The sequence below is a fragment of the Salinivibrio sp. PR932 genome, assembly GCF_001996125.1.
Classification (GTDB): domain Bacteria; phylum Pseudomonadota; class Gammaproteobacteria; order Enterobacterales; family Vibrionaceae; genus Salinivibrio; species Salinivibrio proteolyticus.
On sequence record NZ_MUFM01000005.1, the window covers coordinates 146,998 to 164,384 of the forward strand.

General features: G+C 51.4%; 16 protein-coding genes and 1 tRNA gene. 13 read left to right on the forward strand and 4 right to left on the reverse strand.

The features are described from left to right. Positions 1-21 precede the first annotated feature (21 nt). The gene (gene mrcB / locus BZG84_RS03835) at positions 22-2,355 is read right to left on the reverse strand and encodes a penicillin-binding protein 1B (RefSeq protein WP_077478973.1); all 2,334 of its coding nucleotides are present in this window, start codon (positions 2,353-2,355) and stop codon (positions 22-24) included. Positions 2,356-2,363: 8 nt separating this feature from the next. Beyond that, a complete protein-coding gene (hrpB, locus tag BZG84_RS03840) occupies positions 2,364-4,817 on the reverse strand; it encodes an ATP-dependent helicase HrpB (RefSeq protein WP_077677987.1) in 2,454 nt (817 codons plus the stop codon). A 65-nt stretch (positions 4,818-4,882) separates the two neighbouring features. On the opposite strand from hrpB, the gene thpR reads away from it, so the two are divergent. The 8 genes from thpR to panC all read left to right on the forward strand — a co-directional run bounded on the left by thpR (position 4,883) and on the right by panC (position 11,475). Next, on the forward strand, positions 4,883-5,440 hold the full coding sequence (gene thpR / locus BZG84_RS03845) for an RNA 2',3'-cyclic phosphodiesterase (RefSeq protein WP_077478975.1): 558 nt from the start codon (positions 4,883-4,885) through the stop codon (positions 5,438-5,440). Between the two features lie 2 nt (positions 5,441-5,442). Beyond that, on the forward strand, positions 5,443-6,165 hold the full coding sequence (sfsA, locus tag BZG84_RS03850) for a DNA/RNA nuclease SfsA (protein ID WP_077478976.1): 723 nt from the start codon (positions 5,443-5,445) through the stop codon (positions 6,163-6,165). Between the two features lie 124 nt (positions 6,166-6,289). After that, positions 6,290-6,739, forward strand: coding sequence for an RNA polymerase-binding protein DksA (gene dksA / locus BZG84_RS03855; RefSeq protein WP_069586438.1), 450 nt, complete (start codon positions 6,290-6,292; stop codon positions 6,737-6,739). Positions 6,740-6,905: 166 nt separating this feature from the next. Next, positions 6,906-7,790 carry a tRNA glutamyl-Q(34) synthetase GluQRS gene (gene gluQRS / locus BZG84_RS03860; protein WP_077478977.1) on the forward strand — a complete coding sequence of 295 codons (885 nt, stop codon included), beginning with the start codon at positions 6,906-6,908 and terminating at the stop codon, positions 7,788-7,790. Between the two features lie 103 nt (positions 7,791-7,893). Next, on the forward strand, positions 7,894-9,252 hold the full coding sequence (pcnB, locus tag BZG84_RS03865; RefSeq protein WP_069588471.1) for a polynucleotide adenylyltransferase PcnB: 1,359 nt from the start codon (positions 7,894-7,896) through the stop codon (positions 9,250-9,252). Beyond that, complete coding sequence (folK, locus tag BZG84_RS03870) at positions 9,249-9,740, forward strand: 2-amino-4-hydroxy-6-hydroxymethyldihydropteridine diphosphokinase (RefSeq protein WP_069588415.1); 492 nt, start codon at positions 9,249-9,251, stop codon at positions 9,738-9,740. The genes pcnB and folK overlap by 4 nt, the downstream gene beginning before the upstream one ends. Before the next feature lie 35 nt (positions 9,741-9,775). Next, positions 9,776-10,570, forward strand: coding sequence for a 3-methyl-2-oxobutanoate hydroxymethyltransferase (gene panB, locus BZG84_RS03875; protein WP_077478978.1), 795 nt, complete (start codon positions 9,776-9,778; stop codon positions 10,568-10,570). Between the two features lie 11 nt (positions 10,571-10,581). Then, on the forward strand, positions 10,582-11,475 hold the full coding sequence (gene panC / locus BZG84_RS03880; protein WP_077478979.1) for a pantoate--beta-alanine ligase: 894 nt from the start codon (positions 10,582-10,584) through the stop codon (positions 11,473-11,475). Here the strand turns inward: panC and BZG84_RS03885 are convergent. Both BZG84_RS03885 and BZG84_RS03890 read right to left on the reverse strand, forming a co-directional pair. Next, entirely contained in the window at positions 11,472-12,734 is a 1,263-nt protein-coding gene (locus tag BZG84_RS03885) for an HD-GYP domain-containing protein (RefSeq protein WP_077677988.1), read from the reverse strand. The genes panC and BZG84_RS03885 overlap by 4 nt on opposite strands. Before the next feature lie 427 nt (positions 12,735-13,161). Then, a tRNA-Phe gene (locus tag BZG84_RS03890) sits at positions 13,162-13,237 on the reverse strand. Positions 13,238-13,605: 368 nt separating this feature from the next. Between BZG84_RS03890 and BZG84_RS03895 the strand changes: the two genes are divergently transcribed. Genes BZG84_RS03895 through BZG84_RS03915 form a run of 5 tightly spaced genes read left to right on the forward strand, consistent with a single transcriptional unit; the run spans position 13,606 to position 17,387 of the window. Beyond that, positions 13,606-13,863 carry an STAS domain-containing protein gene (locus BZG84_RS03895; protein ID WP_077478981.1) on the forward strand — a complete coding sequence of 86 codons (258 nt, stop codon included), beginning with the start codon at positions 13,606-13,608 and terminating at the stop codon, positions 13,861-13,863. A gap of 21 nt (positions 13,864-13,884) precedes the next feature. Beyond that, the gene (locus BZG84_RS03900) at positions 13,885-14,244 is read left to right on the forward strand and encodes a response regulator (protein WP_069588426.1); all 360 of its coding nucleotides are present in this window, start codon (positions 13,885-13,887) and stop codon (positions 14,242-14,244) included. A gap of 21 nt (positions 14,245-14,265) precedes the next feature. After that, a complete protein-coding gene (locus BZG84_RS03905; RefSeq protein ID WP_077478982.1) occupies positions 14,266-16,398 on the forward strand; it encodes a chemotaxis protein CheA in 2,133 nt (710 codons plus the stop codon). 9 nt (positions 16,399-16,407) lie between these two features. Continuing rightward, entirely contained in the window at positions 16,408-16,905 is a 498-nt protein-coding gene (locus tag BZG84_RS03910) for a chemotaxis protein CheW (protein WP_077478983.1), read from the forward strand. An 11-nt stretch (positions 16,906-16,916) separates the two neighbouring features. Next, positions 16,917-17,387: a chemotaxis protein CheW gene (locus BZG84_RS03915; protein ID WP_077478984.1), complete on the forward strand. Its 471-nt coding sequence runs from the start codon at positions 16,917-16,919 to the stop codon at positions 17,385-17,387.

Here is a 17,387-nt window from a genome sequence, read left to right on the forward strand (position 1 = left end):
AGCTGGGGCTTTTAGGTTTTGTCAGTTAAACAAGCCTTTCAGCCATCCGACTGGGTCTGGTTTATCACACCGTTTCGCCAACTCACCATTCGGATCCCACATAGGGAGTTTTTGGTTACCGTAACAGTCCAGTTGATAGCGACTCGCGTTATGTTGCACCGTGACGGTGGTGACTTGTGCAGGCCACGCGACGCTGAGGTTGCTCGCACCGCGGCGCGTGAGGTAATCGTCATAGACACGCAACGCCCCTGATGCACCGGTCAGTCCCGTTGATTGGTTGTCATCGCGGCCCAACCAAATAGTGGTGACTTCCTTATCATCCATGCCAACAAACCAGCTATCACGGTTGTCGTCGGTTGTACCTGTCTTACCGGCGAGCGCAAACTGGCCATGATGTTGCTGCAAGTAGCGGCCCGTTCCTTGTTGAACGACTTGTTTCATCGCATATAAGGTTAACCAACCGGCTTGCTCTGGTACCACACGCTCTGCTTTGGGCCAGTTGCGATAAAGACTATGGCCTTCTTTGGTGGTCACAGCCCGCAGTGCGGTGAGAGGCGCGCGCTGACCAGCACTGCCGAGGGTTTGATACATCTGAGTAACGTCAAACGGACTCATGCTAAATGTACCAAGCAGCACGGATGGCACGCGTGGAATGGCATCAGTATTCGCACCCAGCTTGCCGAAGGTGTCAATCACTTCACCTAAGCCCAGTTGCATGCCGAGATTCACCGTGGGCACGTTATACGACTTGGCCAGTGCCGTGAGCAAAGACACACTGCCTCGGTATTGACGGTCATAGTTCCGCGGTTGCCAACTGCTGCCTTGACTGCCCTCAAGACGAATGGGTTTGTCGTCAATGTCGCTGGTAAGCTGAAAACGGGTCGGATGGCTTAATGCCGCAAGATACACCGCCGGTTTGGCCAATGACCCAATTGGGCGTTTTGCGTTCAGGGCGCGGTTAAATCCGGCGAAACCGGGCTTTGCGCCGCCGACCATGGCGCGAACTTCGCCACTGCGACGGTCGGCAATCACTGCTGCGGCTTCCAGTTGGTTACCGGCCCGTCCTTTTAATGCTTTGACCTTAGTGGTCACCGCGCGTTCGATGGCCTGTTGAGAGACAGGATCGAGGGTGGTGAATATGCGCAGGCCAGCACCAGCAGCGTATTTGTCGCCGACCTTTTGACGAATTTCTTCTTTGAGCTGATCAAAGTAAGCCGGTTGGGGGCGTGCCAGCGAGGGCGTGTTTTGAATATCTAGCGGGCGGCTGGCGGCCGCATCATAGTCTGAGCTGGTGAGTAGGTTTTGCTCCATCATTAACCGTAAAACGAGATCGCGACGAGTTTTCGCGCGCTCAGGATGACGGAAGGGGTTGTAATAAGACGGCCCCTTGACCATGCCAACCAACAACGCAAGTTGGTCAACGCGCAGCTCGTTGATGGGACGTCCAAAGTAGAGTCTGGCGCCCAATGGAAATCCATGCACAGGTTCACCGCGGTTTTGACCGAGATACACTTCATTGAGGTAAGCCTCGAGGATTTTGTCTTTGCTGTAGCGAAAATCGAGCAACAGTGCCATGTAGGCCTCTTGGACTTTTCGCCACAAGGTGCGGTCACGGGTTAGGAACAGGTTTTTGGCGAGCTGTTGGGTGAGGGTTGAGCCACCTTGTACAGTGCGACCTGCACGAATATTGGCCACCAAGGCTCGCAATATCCCCGTTGGAGAGACCCCCTCGTGGTGGTAAAAGTCGCGGTCTTCGGTTGTGATCAGGGCTTCTACCAGAAATTCAGGAAAGCGCTCCCGGGGTAAAAATAAACGCTGTTCGTGGATCCCAGACTCCATCATCCCCAATAACTTGGGTTCGATACGCAACAGCCCTAGCGGTTGGTTGCTGCTTACCTCGGTGATTTTGGTCACTTGGTTGCCGTTAAAGCTTAGCATGGCGTGCCGAGCGGTGGCCGGACCGTCTTCAAAGTCGAACGGACGGCGGATGATTTCTAACCGTGTCTGCGACGCTGAGTATTCACCGGGGCGCTTGGGGGTACGCACTTTTTGGTAGTTGAGTGCATCTAGCTGCTGGCGCAACTGAACCAAGGAAAAATCGCTCCCCGGTGACAGGCTAATCACACGGCCATAGACAACGCCCGGGAGCTGCCAAATTTGACCACTAAATTTGTCTTGGATTTTGCCATCTAAGTAAATACCGAGGATAACGATAGCCGCTATACCGACCAAACTGCATTTAAAGCCGAAGGTAAGCAAGCGCTTGGTCCAGCTTGGCTTGGCGGTCGCTTTTTTCGTCCGACGGGTCGGCGCGGTGCGTTTCTTAGTGCTTGTGCGTGTTTTTTTATTAGCCATACAATCGGTTAACTCTGGTTAAAATGGCGTTTCGTTTTGCGTGTGGGCACATGATTGGCTGGGTCATCCGGCCAAAGGTGTTTAGGGTAGCGTCCCTTCATTTCTTTTTGCACCTCTTTATAGGCCCCTTGCCAAAAGCCCGCTAAGTCTTGGGTTATTTGTAACGGTCGCCCGGCAGGGGACAAGAGTTCTAGCTGGACCGCTACCTTACCATTGGCAAGCGTCGGTGTTTGCGCTTGTCCGTACATCTCTTGCATCTTCACCGCCAAAACCGGTGCCTTGTTAGGCTCGTAGCGTAATCGATAGCGAGAGCCAGTCGGCACCGTTAGGTGAGTGGGTAGGGCGGCGTTAAGCTGTTGCGTCGTCTCATACCCAAACCAAGCTTCGAGTACTGGTTTTAGATCTAACTGTTTAAGTGCTTGCCAACGCGATAGGCCGTGCATAAACGGCGCAAGCCATGTATCGAGGGTGTTAAGCAAGTCCGCATCGCTTAAAGGCGGTAACCTAATGTCGAGTCCCCACGCCTGTGCGCAGCGCGCCCGTGTGAGTAAGGACTGACTTTCTGGCTGCCAATTCAATGCCTGAAGGCCTTTTTGACGAACCGCATCAAGTAACCCTTGCACTTTCTGCTCCGCGGTAAGCGTATCAAGCGGTTGGCGGCTAAACACCAGCTCTCCCAAACACTGCTGTTTTTCTGCACGTAGCGTGCCACGCTGTTCATCCCACGCGATCACTTCTCGGTGTGTAAACAGATCGGGACGAGCCTCACTCAAGGTCGTCAGGGATAACGCAATGGCGCAGTAGGCCCGGCTATCGCTACGCTCACTGGCCATTACATCACAGATCACCAGCGTGTCGGCATGGCTCAGGGGATCCTGGCTGTCGAGTGTGACGCCGTGACCATTTGCCATCACAAAGCGCCCCGATTGCCCACGTGATTGCGCAATGCGATCGGGCCAAACGAAAGCGGCCAATAACGGCAATGCCTGCTCATCGAGTGTATGGGTCAAACGGATGCCAAGTACGTGAGCCAGCGACTTGGCCCGTGACTGGTGCTCTCGCGATGACATCGCGGCGCGCACCTGATCGATAAGCGATAATGATCCGTTTCCTCTGACCGGTTTATCCACCCAAGCGGCTAACCAGCAAGCGGTCGATTGCACTGATGTGGCGGCCGTTTCCACGCGTGCGAGCATTGCTGCAGCGCGAGGTTGGGCGGCCAATTGGCTAGCCCGTTGCCCGAGCGCGGTGAATGTCTGTCGTGTATCCGTCAGGCCTAATTGTGTCAGTCTTTGGCAGGCAGCTTGCCAATGTTTCGCGGGGGGCGCGTCAAGCCAGTGTAAATCTTGGACGTCACAGCCCCATTGGATCACATTCAGGGCCAAGTCGGTTAAGTCTTCACGCAGAATCGGTGCATCAGGGGCCGCAGGCAGGCGCTGGAATTGCTCCTCACTATAAAGACGTAAGCAATGTCCCTCGCTGAGTCGTCCGGCCCGTCCAGCACGCTGAACTGCAGAGCTGCGCGCAATATGCCGAGTGACGAGCTTATCGATACCCGTCTGCGCGTGGTGGGTCACCAAACGCTCAAGACCCGAATCAATGACCAGCTGGACCCCATCAATCGTCAAACTGGTTTCTGCAATATTGGTAGTCAGTACCAACTTTCTCCTTCCCTTGGGTGCAGGTGCGATAGCCGCTTGCTGCGCTGAAAAGTCGAGGCTACCGTGAAGCAGATGTAAATCCATGTCGTCGGGGAGCGTGTTTTGTAGCGCTTGATGGACGCGGCGTATTGCCTGCATCCCGGGCAAAAACATCAGTGCCGAGCCTGAGTGTTGTCGGATAAAGTCGAGACTAGCGCGTGCCACCGCACTTTCCCACTGGTCACGGCGAGCGATTGGCTGATAGTGATAGTGAATTGGAAAGCTGCGCCCTTCGGTAGCGAGTACCAATGCGTCAGGCAGACATTGACATAAGGCGTGATTGTCTAAGGTCGCTGACATCACAATTAAACGTAAGTCTTCGCGCAGGCCCGCTTGGCTGTCGAGACTTAGGGCCAGCGCTAGATCGGCGTATAAACTGCGCTCGTGAAACTCATCGAATAGGATCAGGCTTACGTCTTCTAGCATTGGGTCTTGTTGCAGTAAGCGCGTCAGGACACCTTCGGTAACTACTTCTAAGCGGGTGTTGGCACTGACTTGTGTGTGGCCACGCATTCTCAGCCCCACGGTTTGTCCAACTGCTTCATTTAACTGTTGCGCTAAAAAAGCAGCGATGTTTCGCGCAGCTAAACGTCTTGGTTCAAGGAGTAGGATTTTGCCGGTTAAGGCGGTGCGTTCGAGCAGTGCGAGTGGCAGGCGCGTTGACTTACCGGCGCCCGGTGGCGCCGATAAAATGATTTGTGGGTACTGGCGCAAGCCGTCAATTAACGGCGGAATCACGGCATCAATCGGAAGCTGAGACAAGCGTTTGCCCTTTGTGTCAGAATCAAAGCGGTTATTTTAACGAACCAGACGCAAAAGGAGACCCCATGCGAGTATTTTTCGCGCTGGGCTTGAATGAGAGCGTGAACCTTGCTGCCAGAGAGGCGCTGGCTGACTATAAAAATCAGCTATCGGGGGAAGGGCGCGCCGTGCCTGACGCCAACTTGCACCTCACGCTAGCGTTTTTAGGGGACGTGCCGGAGGCGGTGTTACCAGCGTTGTGTGAAGAGGCCAACGTTATTCGTCTCTCCTCATTCTCCCTGACATTATCACAATTAGCCATCTGGTCAGGGCCAAACATCGCTTGTGCCACCGTCGCGACGCCGTCCGCTATGTTGTGCGATCTGGCCCATCGCTTAAGCCAGTTAGCAGCTTGGCCAGCACAGCGTGATAGTCATGCGTTTACTCCTCACATCACTTTACGTCGAGGGGTTAAAACCGTTCAAGGTTTGGACGGACCGGCGCTACCACCGCTAACATTTACTTGCCAACGCTTTGGTCTCTACGCTTCGCCTTCTCATCAAGCCACACATGGCCAGCGTGATAGTGAGGGGAGAGCCTTATACCAATGCTTACACGCGTTTGATCTTACTAGCAGGAATTGAGCATGCAGTTTTCTCCACCACTCCAGTCGGCCACCTTAGTGCGCCGTTATAAACGCTTTTTAACCGATGTCACGCTGGCCAATGGCGACACCTTGACGATGCATTGTGCCAATACAGGCGCTATGACGGGGTGTGCAACTCCCGGCGATACCGTGTGGTATTCCACGTCGGACAATGCAAAGCGTAAATATCCGCATAGCTGGGAGCTCAATTATACTCAGCAAGGTCACTGGATTTGTGTCAATACGGCCCGCGCCAACACCTTAGTGGTTGAGGCGATTGAGGCTGGGCGTATTCCTGAACTAGCCGGCTATGCACAATTACAGACAGAAGTACGCTATGGCAGCGAAAACAGTCGCATAGACCTTCTATTACGTGACGATGACAAAACGGACTGCTATATAGAAGTAAAGAGTGTCACCCTATTAGAGGAGGACGGCTGGGGAGCCTTCCCAGATGCGGTGTCAACCCGAGGGCAAAAGCATCTGCGTGAACTGATTTCAATGGTCGAACAAGGCCATCGTGCCGTATTACTGTTTGCTGTTTTGCATTCAGGGATTGAAAAAGTCACCGGTGCCCCCCATATCGACGCGGACTATAATCAGTTATTAAATGACGCGGTGGCGGCGGGTGTGGAAGTAATTTGTTACCAAGCTGAGTTGTCGCCAAGTGAGCTAATACTGGTTAATTCCGTACCTTTTGTTGCGAATACAGCAAAAGTGTAGACATGTTCACACTGGGCGTAGCAGGGCGTAAATCAAAGATTGCCACCCTATAGGCTTTCTGATATAGATAGCGCCCTCATTTGACTGACACGGGTCATGTCAAGGTGTTTTTAGGAGAAGCTGAATGCCAGAAAGCAAAGAAAAGAAATCGCTGGGCATCCTGGCCATTGCCGGATTAGAGCCATACCAGGAGAAGCCTGGTGAGGAATATATGGGCGAGCCACAGCTCGAGCATTTCCGTAAAATCCTCAACGCGTGGCGTAATCAGCTCAGGGAAGAAGTCGATCGTACGGTTAACCATATGAAAGACGAAGCGGCAAACTTTCCCGATCCTGTTGACCGAGCGGCGCAGGAAGAGGAGTTCAGTTTGGAGCTGCGTAACCGCGATCGTGAGCGCAAGTTGATCAAAAAAATCGACAAAACCCTACAACGCATTGAAGACGATGACTTCGGTTTTTGTGACTCGTGCGGTGTGGAAATCGGTATTCGTCGCCTTGAAGCGCGTCCGACCGCCGAGCTATGTATCGACTGCAAAACGCTTGCTGAGCTTAAAGAAAAGCAAATGGCGGGCTAATTGCCCCGACAGCCAATGCAGTGAATTGGCGGTATACTCAATTGGATAAAAGGGAGCTTCGGCTCCCTTTTTGTGTCTTGGTATGCTTGTGTTCAGGCTATATCCCCGTACAATTTGCGCTATTCCTTGTTGCCACCAGGCTTATGCCCTTGATTGCCCGCTTATCATGACCTCGCACACGCACTATATTGGCCGCTTTGCGCCTTCACCGTCCGGTCCTTTGCATTTTGGCTCTTTGGTCGCGGCATTAGGCTCCTACTTAGATGCACGCGCTCACGATGGACAATGGCTGGTGAGAATCGAAGATATTGATCCGCCGCGAGAGGTTGCAGGGGCGGCGAGTGATATTTTGCAAACACTCGAAGCCTATGGACTGCATTGGGATGGTGCGGTGCGGTATCAAAGTGATCACTTGCTTGATTACCAAGCGCAGATTGATGCGTGGTTAGCCTCGGGCGAGGCGTACTATTGCACGTGCACACGTAAACAAATTAAAGCGGCAGGTGGGATCTATTTAGGGACATGCCGAGAAAAGCATCAGGGGCCAGAGCAAGCGGCGGTACGCTTGAAAAGTCCGGCTGCGATTCTCGCTTTTGAGGATCGGCTTCACGGTACGCTAGACATGGATGCGGCACTTGCCAGTGAAGACTTTATTATCAAACGGCGTGATGGTCTGTATGCCTATAATCTCGCGGTGGTCTTGGATGATATTGACCAAGGCATTACTGATGTGGTGCGCGGCGCGGATTTAATTATGCCCACAGGGCGTCACATTGCCTTGTATCAAAAGCTGGGTAAGGTGGCACCACGCTATCTACACTTGCCCTTGGCAGTCAATGCCGATGGGAACAAGTTATCTAAGCAGAATCATGCTCCCGCGATTAATCGCGCCGACCCAATGCCAGCGTTACTCGCCGCATTAGCGTTTTTGGGAATGCCATTTTCTCCAGATTGGCGCTCGGCGAAACCGGGAGAATTATTGGCAGAAGCGGTAAAAAGATGGTCAATAGCCACCCTGCCACGGGAAACAGAGGTAAAGACAGCATTCTAAAATTTCCCACCCTGATATATTATATGCCGCTGTTTCATGGCCCGAACTGTAAATGACGAGGTGAGCTATCTTTAATCGAGTGACCAGCTTTTGCCGTAAGGTTCTGAATCGTGATAATAAATCACGAGCAATAGAGGATCTTAAGTTGGAAGTTATCCCCCGCAAAGCACATGGCATTTCGCGAAAAGGTATCAGCGAAAATGCGCTGAAAGTGCTCTATCGCCTGCATAAAGCGGGCTATGAGGCGTATCTCGTCGGTGGCGGTGTGCGTGATTTACTCTTGGGGCGTGACCCCAAAGACTTTGATATCGCCACCAATGCCACGCCAGATGAAGTGCGTAAGCTATTCCGAAACTGCCGCCTTGTCGGACGGCGATTTCGTCTTGCCCATATTCTGTTCGGCCGCGATGTGATTGAAGTGGCGACCTTTCGAGGTCATCACACTGATCCAAAGAAAAGTAAGCACACGGCGCGTTCAGAAGACGGCATGCTGCTAAGAGACAATGTCTATGGCAGCATTGATGAAGATGCACAACGTCGCGATTTCACCGTTAACGCGCTGTATTACAACATCGCTGATTTTTCGATTCGTGATTACGCCGGTGGTGTGGACGACCTGAACAATCGAATTATTCGTTTGATTGGTGATCCTGAAACGCGCTATCGCGAAGATCCGGTGCGGATGTTGCGAGCGGTACGCTTTGCCGTCAAGCTCGATATGACCATCAATCCAGCTACCGCAGCACCGATTGAAACCTTGGCCCCGTTGCTACAAGAAATCCCGTCGGCGCGCATGTTTGAAGAAAGTCTGAAACTGCTACAAGCAGGTCAAGGCTTGGCAACCTATAAAATGTTGCGAGAGTATCATCTCTTCGAACAGCTTTTCCCTGCGGTTGCGGCGCACTTTACCGAAGAGCACACCAGTCAAACCGAACAAATGCTTGAGCAGGTCTTAAGCTCCACGGATAAACGGATCGCCAACAGTCAACGGATTAACCCGGCCTTTTTGTTTGCGGCCATGCTTTGGTATCCCGTGGTAACACGTGCTGAGGAGATGACTTTCGAAAGTGGCTTGAGTTATTACGATGCCTTTATGGTGGCCGCTAACGACATCCTTGACGAGCAAGTGAAAACTGTGGCGATTCCGCGACGTTTCACGGCAATGGTACGAGAAATCTGGCAACTGCAAATGCGCATGACGCGTCGCACAGGGGCTCGCGCCTTTAAATTGCTTGACGAATCCAAATTCCGTGCGGCATTTGATTTGTTAGAAATGCGTGGTGCGGTTGAAGGTGGAGATACCGAGGTGCTAGGTGCATGGTGGCGTGATTTCCAACGTGCCGACCAAGGTGGCCGACAGAAAATGGTCCGCGCCATTAATAAAGTCAGTAACACTCGTAAGCCTCGCCGTCGTAAGCAAGCGCCACGACGACGTAAACCACAATCGAATTCATCGTCATGAATCGTGTGTATATCGCCATTGGTAGTAACTTGGGGAACCCGATAGAAAAGGCGAACCAAGCGATTGCTGCCTTAAAGCAATTGCCGCAAAGTCAGTTTGTTGCGGCATCTCCGCTTTACACGAGTAAACCTATGGGGCCAGCGGATCAGCCGGATTATATTAACGCGGTGATTGCGCTGGACACCCACCTTGACCCTTTGACACTATTGGATGCAACGCAAGCGATTGAGCTTGATTATGGCAGGGAACGCAAAGCAGAACGCTGGGGGCCAAGAACCTTGGACCTCGACATTTTGCTCTATGGCAATCGCGTCATCGATCATCCGCGACTGACGGTGCCACACTACGGCATGAAAGTGCGCGAATTCGTGCTTTATCCACTTGCCGACATAGCCCCCGACTTGTGCTTGCCCGACGGCAGCACCCTCGCCGCGAGCCTGACGCGCGTCGATCGTAATGGTTTAACCCGTATTAGCGATCACGCTTAATCGGTGGGCCCCAGTTTCAGGCTTTGGGAGACATAATGAAAAAAATCACAATCACTGATCTGATGACATGGAAGCAGCAGGGCCAAAAGTTTGCATCACTGACGGCTTATGATGCGAGTTTTGCCCAATTGTTCGAGCAACAGGAAGTGCCTGTTTTACTTGTAGGCGATTCGCTTGGAATGGTTCTACAAGGAAAGAGCGATACCTTATCGGTGTCGGTTGAAGAACTGGCTTATCACACCCGTTGCGTACGTGCGGGTAGCCCAAATAGCTTGCTGATGGCAGATATGCCATTTATGAGCTGTGCCACACCGGAGCAAGCTTGCGCCAATGCTGCTGAGCTGATCAAAGCTGGCGCCAATATGGTAAAAATTGAAGGCGGATCATGGCTGGTGGATGCGGTGAAAATGCTGACCGAGCGCGCCGTACCGGTTTGTGCGCACTTGGGTCTCACCCCGCAATCGGTCAATATTTTTGGTGGCTTTAAAGTACAAGGCCGTGATGAAGATAAAGCCGAGCAAATGGTCGCTGATGCGGTCGCGCTAGAAAAAGCCGGCGCGCAGATCATCTTGCTGGAATGCGTTCCCGCCTCACTGGCCAAGCGTATTACTGACACCGTGTCAGTCCCCGTGATCGGGATTGGCGCGGGCGGTGACACCGATGGTCAAATTTTGGTCATGCATGATATGCTCGGTGTCTCTGCCAATTACATGCCTAAATTCTCAAAAAACTATTTGGCGGAAACTGGCGACGCGCGTGAAGCGGTGGCTAAGTACGTCAAAGAAGTAGCAAGCGGCGAGTTTCCGGGTCCCGCACATACGTTTAAATAGAGAGGCCGAGTATGCAGGTGATTTCTGAGGTTGCGCCGCTGCGCGATCAGATTAGCCAGTGGCGAAAAGCCGATAAACGCATTGCGTTTGTACCCACAATGGGTAACTTACACCAAGGGCATTTAACGCTGGTGCGTAAGGCGCGTGAGCTTGGTGAAGTGGTAGCGGTAAGCATCTTTGTGAACCCGATGCAGTTTGACCGAGCAGACGATCTGGCTAATTATCCACGCACCTTGGAAGACGATTTAGCCCAATTACGCGAAGAGGGCGTCGATCTTGTCTTCACCCCGAGTGCTGAGGTGCTTTATCCGCAAGGGCTTGATACGCACACCACGGTGGACGTCCCTGGGCTCTCTACTATGTTAGAAGGCGCATCGCGCCCCGGACATTTTCGTGGGGTGGCGACCGTCGTCACTAAGCTCTTTAACTTAGTACAGCCCAGTGTGGCGTGCTTTGGCGAGAAAGACTTCCAGCAACTTGCTGTGATCCGAAAAATGGTCACAGATATGGCGATGCCGATTGAGATTGTCGGTGTGCCGACCGTGCGTGAGAGTGATGGTCTGGCGATGAGTTCTCGCAATAACAACCTGACTGTCGATGAGCGTCAGCGTGCGCCTGTGCTCGCGAAAACGATGCGTTGGATGAGTGCACAAATGCGTAATGGCCGTCGTGATTTGGACGATCTGATTGAAGATGCGCACGATCAACTCCGTGCCGCTGGCCTGCAACCGGATGAGTTTTATATCCGTGATGCGTCAACCCTTGGCCAAGTCACAGAAGACAGTCGTCAAGCCGTTATCTTAGTGGCGGCTTACTTGGGACAAACCCGTTTGATTGACAATCTGGTGGTTGAATTACAGCGTGCTGCGGACAAGATAGAAAAAGTCGAGTCGGCCAGTCACTAGCCATCCCCATCCATAAAGTAGGAAATCCGTGTTCTCGGTTTCAAATAATCTTTAATTTCCTGCGGTAACTTAGAGATAGGCACGGCGGTGTCTATCTCTAGATCGCTCTCTCGCATATCAATAATGGTCGCTTGATCTGCTGGAATTTCTGGGTCGTAGAGCATGACGTTGGGTTTCAGTAGAGCACTACTATTGACCGATATGATCATTCCCGTTTCACCACTTGAAAGCCTCACCACGGTACCAGGTGGATACACGCCCATCATTTTGACAAACAGCGCCAGTAATCGCGGGTTGAACTTGTCTTTGTTGTCTTTAAAAAGATGAGATAGGGCGGCAAATGGCATGCGTGCCGGCGCACCAAATTGGGGGCGGCATAACCGGTCGTAAAAGTTCATCATGCTGACGATTTGCGCCATCTCGTCGATTTTATCCCCTTGAAGACCCTCAGGAAAACCACTGCCATCGGCGTACTCATGGTGCTGGGTAAGGATCTTCTCCACGTTCGGCGTACACTCATCCATCTCGGTAATCAGCTCCGAGCCGTAAGCAACATGCAAGCGATAGTAATTCATCTCCGGTTCAGTTAGGCGCTCTTTTTTACGAATAATCGCCGACGGAACTTTTTTGGTCCCAATATCGTGAAGAACGGCGCCGGTTAAAAGCGTGCGGATTTTATCATTGTCGTAACCATGGCTTCTGGCGAGCATTAGGGCCAGTACAGCCACATTCAAAGAGTGCGCATACATATCTTCCGCAAGTGATGGATCGTCCATTAAATGCAAGGTGACATTCGCTTCGCTGCCAACAACCATCAGGCTATCCACCAGCATGCGCACATCCTCATTGGCGGCTTGGGGGCGCTGTGACACCTTCATGTTGATAGCGCGAAGCTGTGCCATGGAACGTTGGTAGTGTTGCTGTACTTTCTGAATACGGGCGCGAAAACGGCGTTGCTCTTCTATCCGCTTCTGCTTTTCTTGCTCCATGGCTTCTTTTTCACGGTGGATAGCGTTGGGATCCACCTCGTCAGGATTTTCCGTTTTCTCAGCAAGCGCAGGCAGAGGCGTCGAAATGCTTTTATCTGGGTAGTAATACACGAAACTAATCGGGAGCGAGCGAATCACCTTGGCTTGTGCATCGCTCTCAATTTGAAAACGATTCAGCATAAAAGGGTGATCACGCCACTTCAGTGGGAGTTTTATGTACAAACCGGCTTGTAGCCGTTCGGTCGAAAGCTTAATGCTACCTGCTGCCATGCTCACTCTAGGAGATTTGCGCCTGTTCGGTCCGTGAATGAATGTGGTGTTACGCCATACTACCAGTACTGTATGCGGTTTAATGTAGGGTGCTACACAGACTATTGATATCTCTGATATCCCCACTCAATCATGTTGCCACTGATGTATTACAAAGATAGCCGACTTTAATTGATTCGGCGGGCGTTTTCCTTAGCTAGATAGGAAAACCCACATGAAGTGAGATGGGCAGACGATAAATGTGAGTGTGGATATAGCGAGATAAAAATAGATACAAAAATCCCCACTCATGAGAGCAGGGATCTTTTCGAAAGATGGTGCCCGGAGGCGGAATCCATTACGGCCTGTAAGGTGCGGCCTGCAAGGTCACCGACACGGTGTCGGCATAAAAAATCCCCACTTGTGAGAGCAGGGATTCTCATAAACATGGTGCCCGGAGGCGGAATCGAACCACCGACACGGGGATTTTCAATCCCCTGCTCTACCGACTGAGCTATCCGGGCTAAGGAGCGCTATTTAATAGTATTAACTGCATAATGTCAAAGTAAATTTCAGCTCAAACGCCTAACAAACAATATTCGTTGCAGATTACACCCTGTTTTGTACGAAGTGTGAGCATTCTCGCTAATTTCAAATCCAGCATACGCAATGCGTTTGTTCATACGCCTTTCTTTCGTTGCCCCATCCAGTGTTTAAGTGACTGTATTTTTTGTCTTGCATGCCCAGCTTTCTTTCTTGTGGTGGCTATATTTATGAACATTATCTTTGTATTTGTGTGGCTAAAAAACCGTCATTTAGCCGATAGTTGCTACACTTATAAAGCGAAACAGAAAACATATGTTTTTAAACAAATAGTTAGAGCGGCCTTGTGATGGATATTACCCTTGGAGAGTCATTGGATATCACCCAGATTCAATCAATTAAAGAAGAAATCGCAAACAAAATCGGCGACGAAAACCAGTGCACGCTAGACGCGGGAAGCGTCAATCGGATTGATGGGGCAGGCTTGCAGTTATTACTTTGCTTGGTCCGGACCCAAGAGCAACTGCAATGGCAAAACGTGTCTGAAAGTCTTTATGGCGCGGCGCAAACCGCAGGCATGGTCGAGCTACTAAAGCTCAATCGTTAAACATGGATATGGGGTAAGAGGATGGCAAATATACTTGCAGCAGATGATTCAGTATCCATTCGGCAAATGGTGAGTCATACCTTGAAAGAAGCCGGTTACCAAGTTGAAACGGCAAACGATGGCGCAGACGCATTGCGTAAAGCGAAAACCAAAAAATTCGACCTCATTATTTCAGACGTCAATATGCCAGTGATGGATGGGTTGGAGTTTGTGCGACAAGTGCGGGGCGTGCCGCAGTACAAATTCACCCCCATCTTGATGCTGACCACCGAAACATCAGCAGAGAAAAAGTCGGCCGGTAAAGCTGCCGGAGCGACGGGCTGGATCGTTAAGCCGTTTAATCCAGACACCTTACTGAAAACACTACAGCGCGTGTTGTAAGGCGCATCGACGGAGGGTTCTATGGCCATGGACATGGACCAGCTACGGCGTATTTTTTATGAAGAATGCCGCGAGAATCTGGAAGTGCTGGAGCGAGAGCTATTGGCTCTCGACCCTGAAACCACTGACCTAGAATCAATTAACACCATATTCCGCGCTGCCCACTCGATTAAAGGGGGGGCTGCGACATTTAATCTCGATGATATCAGTCATTTCACCCATGACATGGAAACGCTGCTTGATGAAGCGCGTGAAGGGAAGCGGCAGTTAGATAGTCACACTATTGATGTGCTGTTGCGTGGCGGGGACTGCATTATGTCTATGTTGGAGTCGTATGAAAACGACACTGACTATGACAGCTCTGAACGTGATGCGGTGACCGAAGCGTTAAACGCCATCATGGGAAATGAGGCCGCAGCGCCCTCCGAAGCGCAAGCACCTGACGTCGCTGATGTCCCGGCTGTCTCGGTAGCGGGCGAGTGGCTGGTTGGTTTTGAGCCTCACCCAGACATGTTGTTTTCCGGTAATGATCCGGTGCGTATTCTTCGAGAGCTCGAAGCACTGCCCGGCGGGGCGGATATTGAGTGTGACCCTTCTGCACTGCCTGATTTTAACGAACTCGATCCCGAGCAATTGTTCTTAAAATGGCAAGTGCGCGTTGATGGGCATGTTCCCCGTGAAGATATCGAAGCGATTTTTGATTGGGTCGAAGATGAGTGTGAGCTGAGTATTACGCGCAATGAGGAAGCATCGACAGGATCCGTTTCTTCGGCTACTACTTCGGCTTCTGAAAGCATAGTGGCTTCTGAAAACATAGCGGCTTCTGACAACGCGCCTGTGGTATCAGCGCAACCTGCTGAGGAACAAACATCGGACAAGGCTCAGACAGCCAGCAAATCCAGTAGCAAAAAAACGGCGCCCAAACCTGCTGCGAAAAGTGATGCTAGCGTTTCCTCCATTCGTGTTGAGATCGACAAAGTCGATAACCTGATCAATTTGGTCGGCGAATTAGTGATCACACAATCTATGCTGGCTGAACTCAGTAGTAACTTTTCTCCAGAAAAACTCGAGCAACTCCAGTCAGGCCTCGAGCAGTTGATGCAAAACACCAAAGAGCTACAAGAGAGTGTGCTCGATATTCGCATGTTGCCGATCAGTTTTGCCTTTAACCGTTTCCCTCGTTTGATTCGCGACCTGTCATCACAGTTGGGTAAGCGTGTAGAGCTCATGATTGAAGGGGAAAGCACTGAGCTGGATAAAACGGTTTTAGAGCGTATCTCCGATCCGCTGGTGCACTTGGTGAGAAATGCGGTCGACCATGGCTTGGAATCCCCCGAAGAGCGAAAAGAAAAAGGCAAACCTGAAGTCGGGCTAGTGCACTTGAATGCCTATCACCAAGGCGGTTCTATTGTGATTGAAGTCAGCGATGATGGTGCCGGACTTAACAAAGAAAAAATCTGGCAAAAAGCGCTGGATAAGGGCCTCATCTCAGATGACTTACCGATTGATGAATTGACGGACACGCAAGTGTTCAATCTTGTCTTTGCACCGGGCTTTTCAACCGCTGATCAGGTATCAGACGTATCAGGGCGCGGTGTGGGGATGGACGTCGTGCGCCGTAATATCGAGCAGTTAGGCGGGAATATCGATGTGCACTCAGCACCCGAAAAAGGCAGCACATTCAAAATCAGTTTGCCATTAACGCTGGCGATATTGGACGGACAACTCGTCAAGGTGGCGGGCCAAGTTTATGTGGTGCCACTTATCTCGATTATCGAATCCATTCAAATTGATAGCCAACAAATTAAAACCGCGTCTGGCGTACAGCTCTATCGTTTGCGAGAAGAAAATATTCCCATTTTGCGTTTAAAAGAAGAGTTTGATTTAGGGCACTGCGGTGAGGATCTCGATAAGCAATTGCTTTGCTTGGTTGAAGCGGGCGATAAGAAAGTCGGGTTGTTGCTCGATGAGCTGCTGGGTCAGCAGCAAGTCGTGATCAAAAGCTTAGAGTCTAATTATACCCGCGTGGCAGGTATTTCCGGTGCCACCATTTTGGGTGACGGCTCGGTATCACTCATCCTCGATATCCAAGGGCTTATTACGCAATTCTTGTCGCGCGTCAGTGACGCGAGCGGTCATATCGCCGCGGCATAAGGAGAGGCCATGCAGAACTTGATGCAGTCAGAAGACGTGGTGGACATTGACGATCGCGTCGATCGATTACAAGGCAGCGATTACCTGAGCTTCGACTTAGCGGGGGAGCTTTATGGCGTGGATATCCAAACCGTCGAAGAGATCCGAGTTTGGGAGCCACCGACACTGTTGCCGCGCTCACCGGCGTTCATTCTTGGCGTGATCAACCTGCGCGGCATGATAGTGCCTGTCATGGACCTACGTGTGCGATTCAACACCAAAAAAGCGGACTACCATCGTGAAACGGTCGTGCTGATTTTGCGCGCCAGTGAGGCCGCTAACCACAAGGTCATGGGCGTTGTGGTGGATGCGGTATCTGATGTGGTGGATCAAGGCGAAGGGCAGATTATGCCCCCCATCGGTGATTCTAAAGTGATTGCCTACGTAAGTGGCCTACTCAATGTCGATCAGCGGGTGATGTCATTGGTCAATGTTGATGAACTGCTGCGTATCGAGCACTGGATATAGGTGAAATAAATATGGAGCAATCACGAGAGTATTTGAGTTTTTTATTGGAAGACGAAGAGTACGGCGTGCACATTTTGGATGTGAAAGAGGTTCGCGGTTGGTCGCAAGTGCGACGCATTCCTAATTCGTTGCCACACATGTTAGGCGTGCTGGAGTTACGAGGAGAATACATCCCCATCATGGACATTCGCCAGTGTTTTGGTATGCCGCCTGCCACGCTTACCTCTATGAGCGTGATTATCATCGTCAGAGACAAGCAAGGTATCTCATTGGGCATCGTGGTCGATGCTGTGGCCGAGGTACATAACTTGAGTAAAGAGCATATTAAAGCCCCGCCTGGGCTACATCGACGCGAAGAGTGGTACATGGAAGGGATCGCCTCGGTGAATGATAGGCATGTGGTTCTGATTAATTTAGAGCAGTTATTCGATTTTGATCAGTTACAGCAAACAGCACAACCCGAGATCGCGAACGAGGACTAG

What these genes read in the sequence shown, in the direction of transcription:
- dksA (WP_069586438.1), top strand. Translation starts at nt 6,290, where the DNA reads ATGCCAGAAAGCAAAGAAAAGAAATCGCTGGGCATCCTGGCCATTGCC.
- BZG84_RS03895 (WP_077478981.1), top strand. Translation starts at nt 13,606, where the DNA reads ATGGATATTACCCTTGGAGAGTCATTGGATATCACCCAGATTCAATCA.
- thpR (WP_077478975.1), top strand. Translation starts at nt 4,883, where the DNA reads ATGCGAGTATTTTTCGCGCTGGGCTTGAATGAGAGCGTGAACCTTGCT.
- BZG84_RS03885 (WP_077677988.1), bottom strand. Translation starts at nt 12,734, where the DNA reads ATGGCAGCAGGTAGCATTAAGCTTTCGACCGAACGGCTACAAGCCGGT.
- sfsA (WP_077478976.1), top strand. Translation starts at nt 5,443, where the DNA reads ATGCAGTTTTCTCCACCACTCCAGTCGGCCACCTTAGTGCGCCGTTAT.
- BZG84_RS03910 (WP_077478983.1), top strand. Translation starts at nt 16,408, where the DNA reads ATGCAGAACTTGATGCAGTCAGAAGACGTGGTGGACATTGACGATCGC.
- BZG84_RS03905 (WP_077478982.1), top strand. Translation starts at nt 14,266, where the DNA reads ATGGCCATGGACATGGACCAGCTACGGCGTATTTTTTATGAAGAATGC.
- panB (WP_077478978.1), top strand. Translation starts at nt 9,776, where the DNA reads ATGAAAAAAATCACAATCACTGATCTGATGACATGGAAGCAGCAGGGC.
- folK (WP_069588415.1), top strand. Translation starts at nt 9,249, where the DNA reads ATGAATCGTGTGTATATCGCCATTGGTAGTAACTTGGGGAACCCGATA.
- gluQRS (WP_077478977.1), top strand. Translation starts at nt 6,906, where the DNA reads ATGACCTCGCACACGCACTATATTGGCCGCTTTGCGCCTTCACCGTCC.
- BZG84_RS03915 (WP_077478984.1), top strand. Translation starts at nt 16,917, where the DNA reads ATGGAGCAATCACGAGAGTATTTGAGTTTTTTATTGGAAGACGAAGAG.
- mrcB (WP_077478973.1), bottom strand. Translation starts at nt 2,355, where the DNA reads ATGGCTAATAAAAAAACACGCACAAGCACTAAGAAACGCACCGCGCCG.
- panC (WP_077478979.1), top strand. Translation starts at nt 10,582, where the DNA reads ATGCAGGTGATTTCTGAGGTTGCGCCGCTGCGCGATCAGATTAGCCAG.
- BZG84_RS03900 (WP_069588426.1), top strand. Translation starts at nt 13,885, where the DNA reads ATGGCAAATATACTTGCAGCAGATGATTCAGTATCCATTCGGCAAATG.